Annotated in this window: 18 protein-coding genes; 11 read left to right on the top strand and 7 right to left on the bottom strand. The window is 62.3% G+C overall.

What is annotated here, in order from left to right; genetic code table 11:
• Positions 1 to 57 precede the first annotated feature (57 nt).
• From JIN81_RS14480 to JIN81_RS14495, 4 genes are read right to left on the bottom strand one after another with little or no spacing between them, the layout of a single operon-like run.
• The gene (locus JIN81_RS14480; RefSeq protein ID WP_200281261.1) at positions 58 to 513 is read right to left on the bottom strand and encodes a hypothetical protein; all 456 of its coding nucleotides are present in this window, start codon (positions 511 to 513) and stop codon (positions 58 to 60) included.
• 37 nt (positions 514 to 550) lie between these two features.
• A complete protein-coding gene (locus JIN81_RS14485) occupies positions 551 to 3,658 on the bottom strand; it encodes an efflux RND transporter permease subunit (RefSeq protein WP_200281264.1) in 3,108 nt (1,035 codons plus the stop codon).
• Between the two features lie 4 nt (positions 3,659 to 3,662).
• The gene (locus JIN81_RS14490) at positions 3,663 to 4,763 is read right to left on the bottom strand and encodes an efflux RND transporter periplasmic adaptor subunit (protein ID WP_234044981.1); all 1,101 of its coding nucleotides are present in this window, start codon (positions 4,761 to 4,763) and stop codon (positions 3,663 to 3,665) included.
• Between the two features lie 25 nt (positions 4,764 to 4,788).
• Positions 4,789 to 6,012, bottom strand: a complete 1,224-nt coding sequence (locus JIN81_RS14495) for a TolC family protein (protein WP_200281270.1) — start codon at positions 6,010 to 6,012, stop codon at positions 4,789 to 4,791.
• A gap of 326 nt (positions 6,013 to 6,338) precedes the next feature.
• Between JIN81_RS14495 and JIN81_RS14500 the strand changes: the two genes are divergently transcribed.
• The 4 genes from JIN81_RS14500 (at position 6,339) to JIN81_RS14515 (ending at position 8,369) form a co-directional block, all read left to right on the top strand.
• Positions 6,339 to 6,515, top strand: coding sequence for a hypothetical protein (locus JIN81_RS14500; RefSeq protein WP_234044982.1), 177 nt, complete (start codon positions 6,339 to 6,341; stop codon positions 6,513 to 6,515).
• A 95-nt stretch (positions 6,516 to 6,610) separates the two neighbouring features.
• Positions 6,611 to 7,099, top strand: a complete 489-nt coding sequence (locus JIN81_RS14505) for a hypothetical protein (protein ID WP_200281275.1) — start codon at positions 6,611 to 6,613, stop codon at positions 7,097 to 7,099.
• A gap of 1 nt (position 7,100) precedes the next feature.
• Entirely contained in the window at positions 7,101 to 7,616 is a 516-nt protein-coding gene (locus tag JIN81_RS14510) for a type III secretion system chaperone family protein (RefSeq protein WP_200281278.1), read from the top strand.
• Between the two features lie 150 nt (positions 7,617 to 7,766).
• Positions 7,767 to 8,369 carry an acyloxyacyl hydrolase gene (locus tag JIN81_RS14515; protein ID WP_200281281.1) on the top strand — a complete coding sequence of 201 codons (603 nt, stop codon included), beginning with the start codon at positions 7,767 to 7,769 and terminating at the stop codon, positions 8,367 to 8,369.
• Positions 8,370 to 8,406: 37 nt separating this feature from the next.
• Here the strand turns inward: JIN81_RS14515 and JIN81_RS14520 are convergent, their stop codons facing one another.
• On the bottom strand, positions 8,407 to 8,967 hold the full coding sequence (locus tag JIN81_RS14520; RefSeq protein ID WP_200281283.1) for a hypothetical protein: 561 nt from the start codon (positions 8,965 to 8,967) through the stop codon (positions 8,407 to 8,409).
• A 105-nt stretch (positions 8,968 to 9,072) separates the two neighbouring features.
• Positions 9,073 to 9,369, bottom strand: coding sequence for a putative quinol monooxygenase (locus JIN81_RS14525; RefSeq protein ID WP_200281286.1), 297 nt, complete (start codon positions 9,367 to 9,369; stop codon positions 9,073 to 9,075).
• Between the two features lie 123 nt (positions 9,370 to 9,492).
• Here JIN81_RS14525 and JIN81_RS14530 point away from each other — a divergent pair, with 123 nt between their 5' ends.
• The 7 genes from JIN81_RS14530 (at position 9,493) to JIN81_RS14560 (ending at position 16,126) form a co-directional block, all read left to right on the top strand.
• Positions 9,493 to 9,888: a hypothetical protein gene (locus JIN81_RS14530; protein WP_200281289.1), complete on the top strand. Its 396-nt coding sequence runs from the start codon at positions 9,493 to 9,495 to the stop codon at positions 9,886 to 9,888.
• A complete protein-coding gene (locus JIN81_RS14535) occupies positions 9,885 to 10,265 on the top strand; it encodes a hypothetical protein (protein ID WP_200281292.1) in 381 nt (126 codons plus the stop codon). The genes JIN81_RS14530 and JIN81_RS14535 overlap by 4 nt, the downstream gene beginning before the upstream one ends.
• The gene (locus JIN81_RS14540; RefSeq protein WP_200281295.1) at positions 10,262 to 10,645 is read left to right on the top strand and encodes a hypothetical protein; all 384 of its coding nucleotides are present in this window, start codon (positions 10,262 to 10,264) and stop codon (positions 10,643 to 10,645) included. Before JIN81_RS14535 ends, JIN81_RS14540 begins: the two co-directional genes overlap by 4 nt.
• Entirely contained in the window at positions 10,642 to 10,995 is a 354-nt protein-coding gene (locus tag JIN81_RS14545; protein WP_200281299.1) for a hypothetical protein, read from the top strand. Before JIN81_RS14540 ends, JIN81_RS14545 begins: the two co-directional genes overlap by 4 nt.
• A 108-nt stretch (positions 10,996 to 11,103) precedes the next feature.
• Complete coding sequence (locus JIN81_RS19335) at positions 11,104 to 13,620, top strand: protein kinase domain-containing protein (protein WP_200281302.1); 2,517 nt, start codon at positions 11,104 to 11,106, stop codon at positions 13,618 to 13,620.
• Positions 13,621 to 13,675: 55 nt separating this feature from the next.
• Positions 13,676 to 15,160, top strand: a complete 1,485-nt coding sequence (gene lysS, locus JIN81_RS14555; RefSeq protein WP_200281304.1) for a lysine--tRNA ligase — start codon at positions 13,676 to 13,678, stop codon at positions 15,158 to 15,160.
• 213 nt (positions 15,161 to 15,373) lie between these two features.
• A complete protein-coding gene (locus JIN81_RS14560; RefSeq protein WP_200281306.1) occupies positions 15,374 to 16,126 on the top strand; it encodes a metallophosphoesterase family protein in 753 nt (250 codons plus the stop codon).
• Between the two features lie 12 nt (positions 16,127 to 16,138).
• On the opposite strand, the gene JIN81_RS14565 is transcribed toward JIN81_RS14560, so the two are convergent.
• Positions 16,139 to 16,579, bottom strand: a complete 441-nt coding sequence (locus JIN81_RS14565; RefSeq protein ID WP_200281308.1) for a cyclic nucleotide-binding domain-containing protein — start codon at positions 16,577 to 16,579, stop codon at positions 16,139 to 16,141.
• Between the last annotated feature and the right edge of the window lie 92 nt (positions 16,580 to 16,671).

Below are 16,671 nucleotides of genomic sequence, written 5' to 3' on the forward strand. Positions count from 1 at the left end.
GGGGAAAGATGCTTACCATCACCTCTTCAGGAAGCGGTCTGCTCCCCGCTCGACCCTTCAGTGTTCGTGGTCGCAGGTGCAGGCATACTCGAGGTATTCGCACCCCGGACAGTCCGCCAGATTCAGCTGGAAGCGCTCGAATACCGGCTTGCCGTTGCTCTTGACCTGGAGCACCGCCGGGAAATTCTTGCCCTCCGGGAGCACCTCCTTCGATACCAGACTCTTGCCGTCCTTCTCGAAAGTCATGCGAACCGGGTTTGCCCTCTCACCGCAGGTCAGCTTGACCGTGGTCTCTCCCGGATCCACAGCCTGCTTCTTCTCATCGAGGAAGGTGATCTTCACCTTGCGATCCTCCGTTACCAGCAGCTCGAGGTGGGGTTCCACAGCCGTCACCAGCCGTCCCCCGTTTGGGCCCGCTTCCTTCTTCGCAGGATCGTGGTCATCCGCGGCCAGGGCTGCGAGGGAAGTCATCAGCGCCAGCGCGCCGGTCATCAGTCGTTGTCGTATTTTCATGGTATGTTGTGGGTTTGAGACGGTTGAGATTGAAAAGTCATTCGATCGCGGCAGCTCCCTTCGCCAGGGCCCGCTCGGCAGCCCGGCGTCCGAAAAGCCGGAACAAGGCAGGGGTCACACCGAGACCCAGGAGCGTCGAGGTGCACAGCCCCCCGACGATCACCACCGCCACTGGATGCAGGATCTCCTTGCCCGGGGCTTCCGAGGCCAGAACCAGCGGGATCAGCGCCAATCCGGCCGACAACGCGGTCATCAACACCGGCACCAGCCGCTCCAGGGTCCCCCGCTCGATCATCTCGCGGCTGAAACCCTCGCTGCGCATCAGGTTCAGGTAATGCGATACCAGCATGATACTGTTCCGTGCGGCAATGCCCGCCACCGCGATGAAACCGACCAGCGTGGCAATGCTGATGTTGTCGACAAGCTGCTTCGTCAGAAGCACCCCACCAATCAACGCCAGTGGGATCTCACAGAGGATCTGCGCCGCGAACACGGTCGTCCGGAAATAGCTGAACAGCAGGAATGCCACCACCAGCAGCACCAGCACCGACGAGATCGCGATGTTGCGCGCCGCATCCGCCTGCGCCTCGAACTCACCCTCATAGCTGATGAAGTAGCCCGACGGAAGATCCACCCGCTCGGTGACTTCATCACGCAGACGATTGACCAGACCGGTGAGGTCGCGTTCGGTCGGATTGATGCTGACCACGAATCGACGCTGCGTGTTCTCACGCTGGATCACATTCGGCCCCCGCGCCTCACGCAGGTCCGCGACCAGAGAAAGAGGCACCCTCCGCCCTGATTCGGTATCGATGTAGAGATCCTCGAGCTTCGAGGAGTCCTCCCTCCATTCATCGGGAAGACGCAGCACCAGATCAATGGTACGTTGACCCTCGTAGATCGACCCGACCTTCTCGCCACCCATCAGGGCCGCGAGCTGCTCGTTGAGCGACCCCGGAGTCACCCCGTAGGCCATCGCCCGATCCCGGTCGATCTCGATCCTCAACTGCGGGATCGGCGCCTGCTGTTCCAGCTTTGCCGCCTCGAGCCCGGGAATCCCGCGGGCAACCTCCTGGATTTCCTCCCCGATGCTCCGCAGTTCTTCCAGGTCCGGCCCGAAGACCTTGATCGCCACCTTGGCGGAAACCCCACTGAGCATGTGGCCGATCCGGTCAGCCAACGGCCCGGAAACCACGCTGAAGGTCCCCGGCACCTCGCGGGCCACCCTGCCGATCTCTTCCAGCACCTCACGCCGGGTTCGCTCGCTCTCCTCGAAGTCGATGTCGAATTCCACCGTCGATACCGGCACCACATGGTCCCCTCGCTCGGCACGACCCAGTCGCTGACCCACGTGCTTCACCCCCTCCACCGCCATCAGCCGCTTCGACATCACGCGCGCCAGCTCATTCGTCTGCGTGATCGATGTCCCCGGAGCCGCCGCCATGGCGACCACCGCGGTCTCCTCCTTGAAGGCAGGCAGAAAGTCCCGACCCATGGTTGGCACCACGGCGATGGCCCCGACAAGTGCCAGCAGACCGATCGCCACCGCAAGGATGGGAGCATCGAGCGCGACCTTCAGCCACGTGTGCTTGTGGAGCCACTTGAGTCCGCGGACCAATGCCGACTCCCCCTTCGGTTTCCGCCCGGCCCGTGGCTTGAGCAGGAAGGAACAAAGTACGGGAATCACCGTCAGTGAGACCACGAAGGACGCCGCCATGCTCACCATGGTCGCGACCGCGATCGGCGTGAAAAGCCGACCTTCCACACCGCTGAGCCCGATCAATGGAACGAAAACGAGGATGATGAGCACCGTCGCGTAGAGGATGGAATTCCGGACTTCAGCGGAAGCGCGGGCGATCACCTTCACCGCCGGCTCCGGCGTCTCGCGGGAGGCATTCTCGCGCAACCTCCGGAAGACGTTCTCAACGTCGACGATGGCATCATCGACCACCATGCCGATGGCCACCGCGAGCCCACCAAGGGTCATCGAATTCACGCTGATCCCCGCCAACTTGAAGACAAAGAGCGTGATCGCGAACGACAAGGGGATCGCCGTGAGCGTGATCAAGGTGGTGCGGAAATTCAGCAGGAACAGGAACAGGATCAGCGTCACCATGATCGCACCATCCCTCAGTGCCTCCTCCAGATTGCCGATCGCGTGGTTGATGAAGTCCGCCTGCTTGAAGAGCGGCGTGATGACCACACCCTCGGCCACGGCACCCTGCAATTCCTCCACCGCCTCATTGACCCTGTCGGTGACCTTCAGCGTGTCGAACCCGGGAGACTTGGTGACGCTGAGGATCACTCCCGCATGACCATTGATCGCCGCATCCCCACGCATGGGTTCGATTCCCCATACCACGTCCGCCACATTTTCAATCGTCACCGAACGGTCATTGATCTGTCGGACCACGGTGGACGCGATCTCATCGAGCTCGCGGGTCATCGCCAGGTTGCGCACCATGATCTCCTTCGATCCCCCGGTCAGGAATCCCCCGGTCGAATTGCGCACCGCCTCCGCGGCAGCCTCACGCAGCTCCGCGAAACTGATGCCGTGGGCCAGCATGCGTTCCGGGTCGGGCTGAATCTGGACCTGCTTCACCCCACCACCCATCGCCAGCACCTCGGCCACCCCGGGAATCGCCTGCAGCCGCTGACGCACCGCCCAATCCGCCTCGTAGCGCAGATCACGCGGGCTCACCGAACCATCCTCCGAGTGCATGCCGATGAGCATGATTTCCCCCATCAGTGAAGCCACCGGCGTCATGTAGGGAGCCACCCCGTCGGGCATCTCCACGGCCTGCAGCCTTTCCCACACGAACTGGCGGGCCTGATAGATATCGGTATCCCAGTCGAACTCGACGAAGGTCAGCGAAAGCCCGACATCCGACGTCGTCCGCAGCCGCGTCACGCCTGCCACCCCCATCAGCGCATTCTCAAGCGGCAGGGTCACCAGGGTCTCGACCTCCTCCGGCGCCAACCCCGGCGACTCGGTCAGAATCGTCACCGTCGGCTTTGTTAGATCGGGAAGCACTTCCACAGGCAGCTCCCGAACGGTCCGGAAGCCCAACCACAGCAAGGCCATCGCCACCATCAGCACGAGCGACCGATGGGACAACGAAAAGCGAATGAGATGATTCAGCATCGGTCTAACTTGGTTTCCGGATCACCCAACTGAGGACGAGCAGCACCAGGAGCAGACCGCACGCGATTGCGAGGAAGCGATTCAGCGAATGCGCTTCCTCTCCGTGGTCGTGATCATCCTCACCGTCTCCGCCCGCTGACTCCTTCTGCTCGCCGGTCATCTCGGATCCGTCCTCGTTGTGCTCGTGGCCATGGGCGGCATCGAGCGCCTCCTTGAGCGACATGCTGCTCCCGGCTCCGACGAAACTCATCGGGTAGGCCCCTTGCACGACCACCTCGTCGCCCTCGAACAACCCACCGAGGATCTCGATGCGCCCGCCATTCGTCTGCCCCGTCGACACCGGCGCCTTGATGAAGGCATTCGGGATCTCGAAGTCCTTCACGAACACATAGCGGCTCGCCGAATCCCCCTGCACCGCTTCCCGCGGCACGCTGAGAACACCATCCCGCTCGGACAGCACGATCTGGAACTCCGCGCGCATCCCCGGACGCATCCGCATCGCCTCATTCGGAACCCGGAAGATCGCATCAATCGTGCCGCTTTCACGGTCCGCCGCCGTGCCGAAACGAAGCAACTCCCCCTCGATCTTCTCGTCACCCGTCGCCGTCACCCGGATCCACGCACGGCTGCCCGGTTTCATCGCGGCAGCGCGATACTCGGGCACCCGCGCGATCGCCCATACCTCCTTCAGGTCGGAAATGTCCATGAGCTCACGATCCGGCTGCACCGGTTCGCCAATCCGCACATGGGATGCCGTGACCAGCCCCCCGATCGGTGCCTTCAGGTCGATCACCGGCGGCGGGTCACCCGGCTGACGGCTTTCCACCCGCACTAGCGTCTGCCCCTTCTCCACCACATCGCCCTCGTAGGCGAGGATCTCGACAATCCGGCCGGCGATGCGGCTGCTCAACACCCCGTGGCGTGACGACACCTCCTCGATCCTACCCACGGCAAAAACCGATTCCTCGAACACCCCCTCCGCCACCATCTCGGTTTCCACCCCGAGGTTGGCCACCCCCATGTCATCGAGCAGCACCATCCCCTTGAGACGCGAGTTGTCTTCTTCCGCGACCGCGAACAGCCCGCTCAGGAGCCCCAACATCATGATCCATCGTTTCATAGCTTCGTCTTCAAAGGTTCCCGAGAGTGGTTTCGTAGCGGATGCGCGCGAGATGGTAGTCGCGCCGCGCATCCAGCTGGGCCGCGAGCAACTCCAGACGCTTCTCACGGGCACTCAGCACATCCCGCAGCTCTCCCTGACCGTTGCGCCAAGCCTGCTCGGAGAGAGCGGCTTGCTCCTCCGCCAGGGGAAGCAGGTCATCCTCGATCATCCGCACCAGTCCCGCCCACTCCGACATCTCGGATTTCGCCGCATCCGCTTCCAGTTGGATGCCGCTGCGAATCGCCTCGACCTCCTGCTTGCGACGCTCGGTTTTTGCCACCGCCGCGTCGATGTTGCCCTCGTTCTTGTCCCACCACGGCAGTGGGATCTTGAAACGAAGCCCGACGATGCCATCCGTCTCTCCACCTTCCGGCTCGTCGACCTCCCGCTCCACGCCTGCAAACAGACCCGCCTCGATGTCGCCATACTGCTTGGCCCGCTCGATCGCCGCCTCCTTCTCCGCCGCCGTCACGGCCGCCTCACCCAGCTCCAGCAACGGTCGGCCGCCGACACTCCGACGCCCCTCGCCGACCTCGGGAAGACTGCCCGATACGTGCAGCGTCTCACCCGCCTCCATCCCGAGCAGCGGCTTCAGCACCCCCATGACGCGCGCCGACTGCGCTTCAAGCTGCCGCCGCTCGGTCTCCAACCGAACCGCTTCAAGACGGGCCTGACCCGCTTCCAATACCGAGCCCTCTCCCCGCTTCGCCGCTTCGCTGATGAATGCCGCAAGCTCCTTGGCGAGGTCCATCTGCTCCGCCAGCAGCGCCTTCCTCCGCCGGATCGCCAAGACCTCCACCACGGCCTGACGCGCCTCGCCGCGCAGCTGATTTTCCACTTCCCGGACCTCCGCCTTCGCCGCGTCCAGCCCGATCGCCCCCAGCTCCTTTTCCAGGGAAAGTCGATCGGTCACCGGGAAGCGCTGATTCAGCCCGATCGCGAAGCTTCCCTCGTTGAATCGAAGGTTGTGCTCGAGCTCGCTCTCCAGCTCCGGATTGGGAAGCCGCCCAGACTGCTTCAGCCGACCCTCCGCTTCCCGGATTTTCCAGCGGGCCGCCACCAGTTCAGGATTCTGTGCACGGACGCGGTCGCCGACGCTCGCCAGTGACACCACCACTCCGGCTTCCGCCAACAACGGCGCGGCCGGGAGTAGCAGCAAATTGGCTGCAACAATGAGGATACGAAAATTCATGGAAATAGAGATGTGTGGACCAAGCCCGGTCCGGGTTTGAGAAGAGACGTGACCACCATTCCCAAAGAGGGATCGGCAGGGTGAAAGCAGGGCACGGGATCAAGGTCCGCACCTCAGGCTCGAAGGAGCCGTGTCGCTCAGATCAACGGGGGCTTGTCCATGGGGAAGACCGGCCCGTCGGGCGCGGCATCATCGCCATGGTTCCACTGCGTCCGCTGTCCCCAAAGGGCCACCAGACGGCAGTGCCTTACATCATCCATTACGAGAATTCCCGACGAACACTGGGCACCATGGTGATGGTGGGGGGTCGCCGGACAATCAGGACCATGCGAATCATCCGAAGGCGAGTCGTGATCATGATCATGCGAGTGGTCATGACCCTCGCAGGAACTCTCGACCGGCACGCAGCCGACCTCTGCACCCAGCGGCTGAATCAGCACACGACTGCCCATTCCAGCGATGGCGCTGAGAAAGATGAGGCAGGCGATCAAGCGATGCATTGACGCGACTGAACACCCAGCAAGCAGAAACTCAAGCCGATTTCTGGATCGACCCAATCGCGATTCGACATTGGAACCCCATCCCCCAAACTCCGCCCATGGGCGTCACCGAGCCTCACAAGGAACTTCGCTTTACCCGCGCGGCCCAGGCCGTGCCCTTCTGGATCAGCGCCGCCATCTGCGCCGCCGTCGCCATCCTGTTGGTCTCCATTTCCCTCCACCGCGCCGACAACCCCGCGCTTCCGCATCCCGCATGGGCACTGCTTCCCTCCCTCATCTGCTGGGCATCCGTCCGCGCCGCGCTGCACTGCACACGCAAGGCCTACCTCATCCTCAGCCCCCTCGGCGTCGAGATCTTCCCCCTCCTCCGCCCCGTCAAGGGCATGCAGATGGTCCCATGGGGCCAGATCGACTCGGTCGAAGTCGGCGACTACCTCATCACCCTCCACTTCGACGACTCCCAGTCGTCCGGCATCCACCTCACCCTCTCCCCCATTCCCAAGGCCAAACGCCCTCTCCTCGCCAAAGCCCTCACCCATCGGATCGAAAACAATCGACAATCCGCAATCTCCAATCCGCAATCCTGACATGCGCCCACCCTCCCTGCAGATCGAGTCCGTTCAGGATGCCTTCGGCCGAAACAGCTGGCACTGCGAACCCGTCGAAGGCAAAGACGTCCTCCGTGCCGTCTTCTCCGGTCACCACACACGCATCGAGCTCATCGCCCAGGCCTACACGCCCATGAATGCCCTCGCCGTGATCGGTGAGATGCCGCTGCCGCTCGACGACGACCACCTGCAAGCCGGACTCGAACTCCTCGCACGAGCCAACAAGTCGCTCAACCTCGGAGGATTCGAATACGACATCGACCGCGAGCGCCTCGTCTTCCGCATCACCAACATCTTCGAGAAAGAGAAATACGATCCCGACATCGTCACCTCCATGGTCCACTGCGCCGTCGCGGAGCTCGACCGACTCGCTCCCTACGCCACCACCGTGGCCGGCACCCCCGCCGACCTGCTTCACGATCTCGACCTGCAGCTACTCCTCATGCGCGAAGACCTCATCCCGCCCGTCCCCGGGGACGAGGATGACATGCCCTGACCCGGAAAATAGGGAGCCCCGCCAGATTCGAAAACCTGACGGGGCCAACCGATCCCTACGAATAATGAATGAAACCAAGTGGCAGTAACACACCCAACACTTCGTCTCAACCATAAACTTAACCTAGGTTAACTACTTGTCTACGAATTCATGAAATCCCTCATCCTCCTTCTTTCACTTTCAGCTGTGGCCTCGGCCGGCGAACTCATCACTCCGACCAGCGCTCCCGATCCCGCCCATCCTGCCGACGCCTGGGAACTGACCCTCGAATCCGGCTACACCTGGAACATCGGCTCAAACACCCCGATCGACTACGAGATCATCCCCACCCAACTCACCCTGCGCACCCCCACCCACATGACATGGTGGGAGGATGAGAACGGCGCCCGGCTCATCGTCCGTGGCCGCTTCTCGCTCATGATGGAGAGCATCGTCCAAGGGCCCGAATCCTACTACATCGGTCTCGGCGGCGCCCCCTCGATCGAGTACTGGCTTCCCGACGCCCGCACCTCGTTCTTCTTCTCCATCGGTGGCGGTGTCGGCCTCACCGACTCCACCCGCGTCCCCGGCGGGCAGGGTCAGGACTTCACCTTGAACTGGTTCGCCCACCTCGGCATCCGTCGTGAGATCGCCGAGAACCTCTCACTACTAGGTGGGGCGTACTTCGTCCACCACTCCAACGGCGGTCAGACCAACCCGAACCCCGGCATCGACGCCCTCGGCTTCACCATCGGCCTCGGCTGGAGCTTCTAGTCTCCACCCCGCTGCGGTCCCGCAGTGACCGCCGACATCATCGGTCAAACATGACCGGGCACTGCGTCGCCCATACGCCGATCACCGCCAGCGTGGTGATCACTGAAACGACCTTGAAGGGGATATCACCGGTCATCACCGTCCCGCGCCTGCCGACCAGCATCGTCTTCGGGAGCGATTTCGAGTCGAGCGTTTCCCCCTCCACCTGCGAGAAGTATTTTTCCAAGGTTTTGCCCGCCCCCGCGATCTGCCGCTGTCGGATCAGCATCCTGCAGTTCTGGTGGCTCGCCCAGGCGAAGACGATCCATCCGAACACAGCGATCATGGTGATGCCCGCCGCCTTCCACGTGTCGAGAGAACCCTCTGACAACGCGATGATCCCGATGCAGGCCGTGACCGAGAAGGTGGCCACCGCCAAGCGCACATTGCTGTAGTGGATCGCCCACGCACCCGCATTCTGATAGCGGGTCGCCAGCGTCACTCCCTCTTGGCCCAGCTCATCCAGATCAGCCCGGAGCTTCCGGATCCGATCCTCGATGCCATCCAGTTCCTGATCGGAACCAACGGCCGTCACTTTCCCCTCGGGTTTGGCGTCCATCTCGTGATCCTGTCAGTCCGACGACGAGGGATCAAGCTGCATTCCAGAGCCGGCAACCCGCCGAACCCGATGGGCGAGCCGGTCAACCGACAAGGCGGGCGCAATCTAACCGATCTGGCTCATCTCGTGGATCGTGAAGTCAGCAACCGCTCCCTCGGTGGCGGTCAGATAGTCGGCGAGGTGCTTCGCCTTCATGTGCTCTTCCCACAGCTCCCGGGTCTCCCAGTTCTCGAAGAACAGGAAGTGGGCCGGGTCTTCGTTGTCCTGATGAAGATCGTAGTTGATGCAGCCCTTCTCCGCCCTCGTGATGTCGATGAGCTTCTCCAGTTCCGCTTTCACCAGCTCGACCTGGTCGGCTTTGGCATGGATGTTGGCGACGACCGTCAGTTTGTTGGAACTCATGATGACCGATTCCATACCCTGACTTTCGTGACAGCTTCCAGCTTCAATCCATCGCCTCCCGGGTTCGACACACCGGGGATCTTCGATTAGGGATCTCCTCCTGGTCCCGACAGGACTCCCATCATGGCCACGGTCGAACCCTTCATCACCCTCGTCTTTTTCGCCCTTTACGTCGCTCTCCTCACCGTTTGCCTGAAGAGAAGAAGCCGCGGATCATTCCCACTGACCGCAGTCATCGGCCCATGGTTGATGGTGTTCATCTCCACCCTCGGAGTGGCGGAAATGATCATTGGTGAGCAACGATTCGAAGTCATCCTCCAGACTTTGATCCCAGACAAGTGGGCTGCAGAACCTTCTTATGCCCGGTCATCCCTCAGCGTGTGGCTCAACTACAGCACCATCACCGGGCTGATCAACCTGGCCGGGATGCTCCTCTTCGCCATCGGCATCTTCACACTCGCCCGTCGCCGCACGCGCGCCGCCGTCGCCGCCCAACAAGTCCTGCCCGAAACACCATGAGTTTCCTCCCGGCATCGTTCTTCATCATCTTCGGTTGCTTCGGTCTCCTCTACGGGCTGATGTTCGCCTGCCTGCTGCTCTCCTGCGGCAAGCTCCACCGCCTCGAAGGACAAGAAGCGTGGCGGGTCGGATTCTATTGCATCCTCATCCAAGCCATCCTCGTTTGCCTGTCCGTGGCCGCCAGCGCACTCCTGATCTATCAGCTCAGATTCAGCGGCGTCCAATGGTTCGAGGCCACTTCGACCGCAAACACCATCATCTCCTACGCCTCGCGCCTGTTCGAATTCGCGGGTTTCACCGCGATCACCCTCGCCCTCGCCCGGCCATTCAGGAAATCCGCATCCACTAAAACCTCGGAGAACACTCCTTCCGCATGAGCTATCAACTGAACGCCATCACCCTGGCAGCCTGCAGCCTGATTCTGCTGCTCGTCGTACTTCGATGCCGCCGGTTCACCGTGCCCCGACGAATGAAGGCCGGAGCCATCATCCTGTGCATCTCCCAGATCTTTCCCCTCGCCTCGGCCATCGTCGGGTTCGAACGAATCAGCCGACTGCTGGAGGGCAAGTTCTTCCCAGACGACGAATCAACCAGCTACTTCATCAGCGAAACCCCCGTCTCCGCCGACTACTTCCAGGTCAGCGAGCTCTTCGGGGCGCTCGGACAGGTCGGAGTCCTCCTCCTCGCACTTGGGTTCCTGAAAATCGTCCGCCAACAGATCGCCGACCATCAGGCCCAACTCGTCCAGCCGTCATGATCTTCAGTGCCATCATCAGCTCCATCAGTTCGCTGGGCGCCCTGATCACAAGCGTCATGCTCTTGCTCGCCTTCTGGCGACTGCACCTGTTCTCATCCACTCCCGCAGCCCGGATCGGCGCGGTCGCCAGCCTGCTCCACCTGCTCATCTGGTTGTTCTACGGATTGCTTTGGATCGTCTCGGCGATTCCTGGCGATTTGTGGATGAGCCTCCAGTTCATCTACGAATTCCCCATTCTTTTTGAGATCATTTGGCTTCTCGGCACACTGTCTCTTGGCAGCGCTTTGCTTGCCATGGCATGGGTCCTGCACCACGGAGTTACTCCCCCTGCCCTTCCTGGCGATACCTGACTGCAAAAAGCCACGCACGCGTGACGTATCCGGCTCCCCTGCCGGTCGATTTTTCATCGAAACCCGCCACCCGTCCGGGCACGGTCCACGCGCTCACCTGATACGGAAATGTCCCACAACCCCTTCGTCGCACCATCCCTCGAATCGCTTGCCGCGTCCCTGCCGGCATTCGAGTTCGAGCGGCTGATCGCCAAGGGGGGCATGGGCGCCGTTTACAAGGCAAGACATCGACTGCTGGAACGCGACGTCGCCATCAAGGTCCTCCCGCCGGAGCTGGGCGACGACGACGGCTACCGCGCCTGCTTCGAAGCCGAAGCCCAGGTGATGGCCAAGGTGACTCACCCCAACCTCGTCACGATCTACGAATCAGGCGACGTCGACGGATTGCTCTTCATCGTGATGGAATACGTTGAAGGCAAATCGCTCTTCGACCATGCCCACCAGTTCGCCATCGACCCCCAGAAGGCCGTCGGCTGGATCCTCGACATCTGCCGCGGCCTTGGCGAAGCGCACAAGGCGGGCATCGTCCACCGTGACATCAAGCCCGCCAACATCCTGCTGACTTCTTCCGGCAAACCCAAGATCGCCGACTTCGGATTGGCCCGCCCGGCCGGTCACCAGGCTGGCGGACTTGCCATGGGCACCCCGGGATACACCGCCCCTGAGATCAGCCATCACCCGGAGCTCGCCGACCCTCGATCAGACATCTTCTCAGTCGGGGTGATCCTGCAGGAACTGCTCACCGGCATCTCGGCCGATGACGACAAGTTCTCCGACGAACTCATCGCCGACCCGGACCTGAAGAAGATCTGCCGCATGGCCAGCCACGCGGATCCCAGCAAGCGCTTCAAGAGCACCAATGCGATGATCCATAGCCTCGAGCAATGGATGCAGACGCATTCGGCAGCGCCTGCCCCGAAGCGATCACGCCGAAGATCGCGCCGAAAACGCTCCCCCCACCAAGCCCTGATCCGGACGCTCGCGATCATCGCAGTCCTCGCCACGGCCTTCGTCACCACCTGGAAAATACGCGAAGCCCGGGGAGAAAACCAGACCGTGGAGAACCTCCCAACTCCACCGGCCAACCCAACCGAACCCACCACCCCGACGCCCGAGCCCCCTACACCTGAGCCACTTTGGCCGGATCGCCCCGTGGTGCCGGTCGTCCCCGAAGCTCCCCCGGTGGCCACCCAGCCACCCGCACCGACTCCCCCGGCAAATCCGCCCCCTCCAAGCAATGAAACACCGGCACAATCGCTCCTGCGACTGCGCTCCGCCCTCGCCGAGGGAAACTTCAGCGAATTGCCGATCGGCACCCTGACCCACGGCGATTCCCACTATTTCTACGTCCCCCGCTCCACCCCGTGGGAATCCGCCAGCCGGCTCGCCCGCGCCTACGGAGGCCACCTGCCGATCATCCGCGACCAGGCCGAGCTCGAATGGCTGGCCGCCTCCATCCCACCGCCGCCCGAAGACGACCCCACCAAGGAGCTCACCTGGATCGGAGCCTCACGCACCTCACCCGATTTCTGGCAGTGGGTGAGCAGCCTGCCTTGGGACCTCGACACACCACCCGCCGGCAACGGGTCCCATGCCGCCATCCGTCGAGACGGAGGCATCGAGACCGCCAGCGCCACCGCAGCCCACCCCTTCTTCATCCAGTGGCACCGCGATGGTTCCAATCCCACCAACCTGCGCCAGATCCTCGCCGAATGCGCTGCGTCGCAGGAAACCGAGAACCCGTTCTATCCGCCCGGCATCCAGACCTTCGGCAACCGCCGCATCCTGATCGTTCAGGAAACCCATACCCACGCCGACGCCATCGACCTCGCCGAAGTCGGCGGCGGGAAGCTGATGAGCGCAGCGACCATGGAGGAGGCCGACTGGCTGGAAAAGCAGCTCAGCCGACTCTCCGCACCCCAGGGGCTGTGGCTCGGGGCCACCCACCGCAATGACCTCTGGCAGTGGGATGACCAGCAAGCCTGGACCTTCGCCCGCTGGGCCGATGACTCCCGCCCCGGCGCAGGCGACACCCTGCTCATCCAGCCGAACAAGGGCTGGTATGGCGTCGACTCCGACCACCAGGCCTCCGGCATGGTCATCGAATGGAGCGAAGAAACCCGCTCCGAATCGCCACGCCGGCCGTCAGACGACCTCGAGGCCTTCGAACAACGAGCCAGCGAACTGCTCAACGAGTTCGATCTGCTGCGGGACAAGGCCGTGCTCAAGAATGCCAAGGACTACCTCTGGCAGCTCGATATCTGGCTGCGCCGCCGACGCAACAGCGCCGAAATTGACGAATGGCGCCCCCGTGTCCGCAACGTGAAATCCAAGGTCAAAGGAGGCCGTCTGCCCGACAACATCCCGTCCAAACCCGACTCGACCTACCACCCTCCGCTGCACGAGATCGCCAAATTCCACGCGAAGAAACAGGTAGAGCTCGACCGCGAATTCCTGACTAAGGCCATGACCGTCCGCGATTCCTACGTCGGCCGCTTGATTGAAGAGGCCACCAAAGCCCAAGGCATCGGCCAGCGCGAGGCCGCACGCATTTTCAGAGAGAAGGCCGCCGCAGCCGGCGACCTCCGCGCCTGGGTCGCCACCTTCAAGTTCGAAAACGACTGAAACCGGCGCTTCTTTTCTCTGGCCTCAGGGCCGGAGTCTCTGGTCTCTTCCGCGCATGTCCGACGCCGACACGACGCCGCAAGCCCCGCAATCGACCGAAGCCGAACTCATCGCCGTTCGCCGCGAGAAACTCGCCAAGCTTCGTGAACTCGGCGTGGACCCGTTCGGCCAGGCCTTCGAGACCACCCACACCCCCGCCGATCTGCGCGCCCAATTCGAAGAAGGCCAGCAGGTCAAGGTCGCCGGCCGCATCACCGGCCTCCGCAACATGGGCCGCTCGTGCTTCTTCCACATCGCCGACGTCCTCGGCAACATCCAGGGCTTCATCGCCGTGAAGAAACTCTCGGAAGAACAACTCGCCGTCTTCGAATGCCTCGACCGCGGCGACTGGCTCGGCATCGAGGGCGAAACCTTCATCACCCGCACCGGAGAACCGACCATCAAGGTCGAAAATTTCACCATCCTTTCCAAGTCACTGCGCCCCATGCCCGACAAGTGGCACGGCGTCGCCGACCGCGAGCTGAAGTACCGCAAGCGCCACCTCGACCTGATGTCGAACGAGGAAAGCGCCGCCACCTTCGTCGCCCGCTCGCAGATGGTCGGAGCCATCCGCGATTTCTTCCACGAGCGCGGCTACCTCGAAGTCGAGACTCCGATGCTCCAGAGCGTTGCCGGCGGTGCCGCCGCGCGTCCCTTCGAGACCCACCACAACGCGCTCGGCATGCCGCTCACCATGCGCATCGCGCCCGAGCTCTTTCTCAAGCGCCTGCTTGTCGGTGGCTTCACCAAACTCTTCGAACTCAACCGCAACTTCCGCAACGAAGGCATCTCACGCCGTCACAACCCGGAGTTCACCATGCTCGAGGCCTATCAGGCCTTCGCCGACTTCGAGATCATGGCCGAACTCGTCGAGGAACTCACCTGCTTCCTCGCCGAGAAATTCTGCGGCGGTCTGCAAATTGAACACAAGGACGAGAACGGCGAGGTAATCCGCACCATCAACCTCGAGCGCCCGTGGAAGCGTGCCGCTTACCATGACCTCGTCAAGGGCGTCGCCGGCGATGACTTCTTCGACATCACCCCCGAGCAGCGCCGCGCCAAGTGCGACGAACTCGGCGTCCAGATCTCGCCTGAAATGGAAGACTACGAAGTCATCCAACAGGTCTTCGAGAAGAAGGTCGAGGAGCACACCTTCGACCCCTGCTTCGTCACGCGCGTCCCCAGCGAGCTCATCCCGCTCGCCAAGGTCACCCCTGGCGGCAAAACGGTGGAGGTTTACGAACTCATCATCAACGGCCAGGAGATCAGCCCCGGCTACTCGGAACTCAACGACCCCGACGTCCAGCGCGAACGCCTCGAGCACCAGGCCGGCGGCGAAGAGGAACAGCTCGTCGACTACGACTTCATCGAGACCCTTGAGCACGGCATGCCACCCGCCGGCGGCATCGGCATCGGCATCGACCGCCTCATCATGATGCTCACCGGCGCCCCCACCATCCGCGACGTCGTCCTCTTCCCGCTGTTGAAGAAGAAAGACTAATAACAAGCACAAGGGTTTCACCCCCTTCAGCGTCGCCGGTTCCCTTGCAAGCCGGCCTCTTTATGCTCGTGGCGGGAGCGACCATCACCTTCATTGCCACGATGCACACCGTGGTTGACGGCTTGAGGAAGCCAAACCGGACTGCCCTTCAATGCAGCCGAACGCTTCCCAACCCTGTCGGCACGTGAGCAACTGGCCTGAAATCCTCATTTGATGAAGCTCCTCCTCGTCGCCGATCTCCACTACACCCTGCGCCAGTGGGATTGGGTGCTGTCGATGGGTGAACGCTTCGACATGGTGATCATCGCAGGAGACCTGTTGGACATCGCCTCCATCGTGCCGCTGGAAGCCCAGATCGTGGTGATCCGAAAGTACCTCGAACGCATCGCAGCGAAGGCCCCGCTCCTCGTGGCATCCGGCAACCACGATGTCCTCGAAGATCCCCGACTCTCCGAAAAAACCGCCGCATGGCTCCTCGATGACCTTCCGGCCAGCGCCTTCAGCGACGGCGACGGCGTGGCTCGCGACGATCTCTTTTTCAGCGTGCTCCCTTGGTGGGACGGCCCCGAAGTGCGCCAACAAATCGAAAACCAACTCGCCGAACAGGCTGAGCTCGCTCGAGGCAAGCGATGGATCTGGGTACACCACCCACCTCCGATGGATACCGCTGTCGCGTGGGATGGCCACCGGGACCGTGGCGATGAGATACTCCGCGAATGGATTCAGACCTACCATCCCTGGCTCGTCCTTGGAGGCCACATTCACAACGCCCCCTTCGTTTCCCGAGGTTCTTGGATCGATCTCCTCGGCTCCACCTGGATTTTCAATGGCGGCCGGCAAATCGGCGGCGTGCCGACCTTCACCCTGATCGACACCGAAAAGCAGGAAGCCAGCTGGGTCTCCATGGAGAATGCCGAGAAGGCTTGCCTTGAGGAACCGCTGCAGCGCCACCCCCTCGTTCCCTGAGCGCCCTCCTGATCAGTGCTTCACTTGAAGCAATGAATCGATCACTTCGTGCACCATCCCCAATTGTCCTTCCTCAGCTCCATACTGTTGCTTGAGATCCACGAGATAGCAGGTGGTCACATCGACCTTTTTCGCCAGCGAACGAGCGATGTAGAGGCTGACCTTCGGGTGGTCATGAAGGAACTTCTCCGGGTCCTCCGCCACATGAAAGGAACAATCCTCCACCGCCCGCACCTCCGCGATGTGGGTCCGGTCCAACAGGATCGAGATTTCACCCAACACCAGGCCGGGAGTATCCAGCTTGGCAACCAGCGTCCCATCCCGCGAAATCTCCACACTGCCATCGATCAGGAAATACAGCGCTCCCGATTTCGCCCCTTCTTCAATGACCACCTCACCGGCCGCAAATCGACGGGTCGGCAGCGCTTCGCACTCGCACTTGAAATCAAACACACTGACAGCAAATCACCGATCCTCGCGTAACACCATCCAACAATGCCCACGGCCGCAGACACGGAATCCGCTCGGTTTCCGGCTGGGTCTAC

The sequence above is a fragment of the Haloferula rosea genome, assembly GCF_016595525.1.
Lineage (GTDB): Bacteria > Verrucomicrobiota > Verrucomicrobiia > Verrucomicrobiales > Akkermansiaceae > Haloferula > Haloferula rosea.

Bases quoted from the DNA above. Each gene is read 5' to 3' on its own strand.
- JIN81_RS14495 (WP_200281270.1), bottom strand. From the start codon at position 6,012: ATGAATTTTCGTATCCTCATTGTTGCAGCCAATTTGCTGCTACTCCCG.
- JIN81_RS14500 (WP_234044982.1), top strand. From the start codon at position 6,339: ATGCGAATCATCCGAAGGCGAGTCGTGATCATGATCATGCGAGTGGTC.
- lysS (WP_200281304.1), top strand. From the start codon at position 13,676: ATGTCCGACGCCGACACGACGCCGCAAGCCCCGCAATCGACCGAAGCC.
- JIN81_RS14520 (WP_200281283.1), bottom strand. From the start codon at position 8,967: ATGGACGCCAAACCCGAGGGGAAAGTGACGGCCGTTGGTTCCGATCAG.
- JIN81_RS14505 (WP_200281275.1), top strand. From the start codon at position 6,611: ATGGGCGTCACCGAGCCTCACAAGGAACTTCGCTTTACCCGCGCGGCC.
- JIN81_RS14535 (WP_200281292.1), top strand. From the start codon at position 9,885: ATGAGTTTCCTCCCGGCATCGTTCTTCATCATCTTCGGTTGCTTCGGT.
- JIN81_RS14490 (WP_234044981.1), bottom strand. From the start codon at position 4,763: ATGATGTTGGGGCTCCTGAGCGGGCTGTTCGCGGTCGCGGAAGAAGAC.
- JIN81_RS14525 (WP_200281286.1), bottom strand. From the start codon at position 9,369: ATGAGTTCCAACAAACTGACGGTCGTCGCCAACATCCATGCCAAAGCC.
- JIN81_RS14530 (WP_200281289.1), top strand. From the start codon at position 9,493: ATGGCCACGGTCGAACCCTTCATCACCCTCGTCTTTTTCGCCCTTTAC.
- JIN81_RS14515 (WP_200281281.1), top strand. From the start codon at position 7,767: ATGAAATCCCTCATCCTCCTTCTTTCACTTTCAGCTGTGGCCTCGGCC.
- JIN81_RS14545 (WP_200281299.1), top strand. From the start codon at position 10,642: ATGATCTTCAGTGCCATCATCAGCTCCATCAGTTCGCTGGGCGCCCTG.
- JIN81_RS19335 (WP_200281302.1), top strand. From the start codon at position 11,104: ATGTCCCACAACCCCTTCGTCGCACCATCCCTCGAATCGCTTGCCGCG.
- JIN81_RS14510 (WP_200281278.1), top strand. From the start codon at position 7,101: ATGCGCCCACCCTCCCTGCAGATCGAGTCCGTTCAGGATGCCTTCGGC.
- JIN81_RS14480 (WP_200281261.1), bottom strand. From the start codon at position 513: ATGAAAATACGACAACGACTGATGACCGGCGCGCTGGCGCTGATGACT.
- JIN81_RS14540 (WP_200281295.1), top strand. From the start codon at position 10,262: ATGAGCTATCAACTGAACGCCATCACCCTGGCAGCCTGCAGCCTGATT.
- JIN81_RS14560 (WP_200281306.1), top strand. From the start codon at position 15,374: ATGAAGCTCCTCCTCGTCGCCGATCTCCACTACACCCTGCGCCAGTGG.
- JIN81_RS14485 (WP_200281264.1), bottom strand. From the start codon at position 3,658: ATGCTGAATCATCTCATTCGCTTTTCGTTGTCCCATCGGTCGCTCGTG.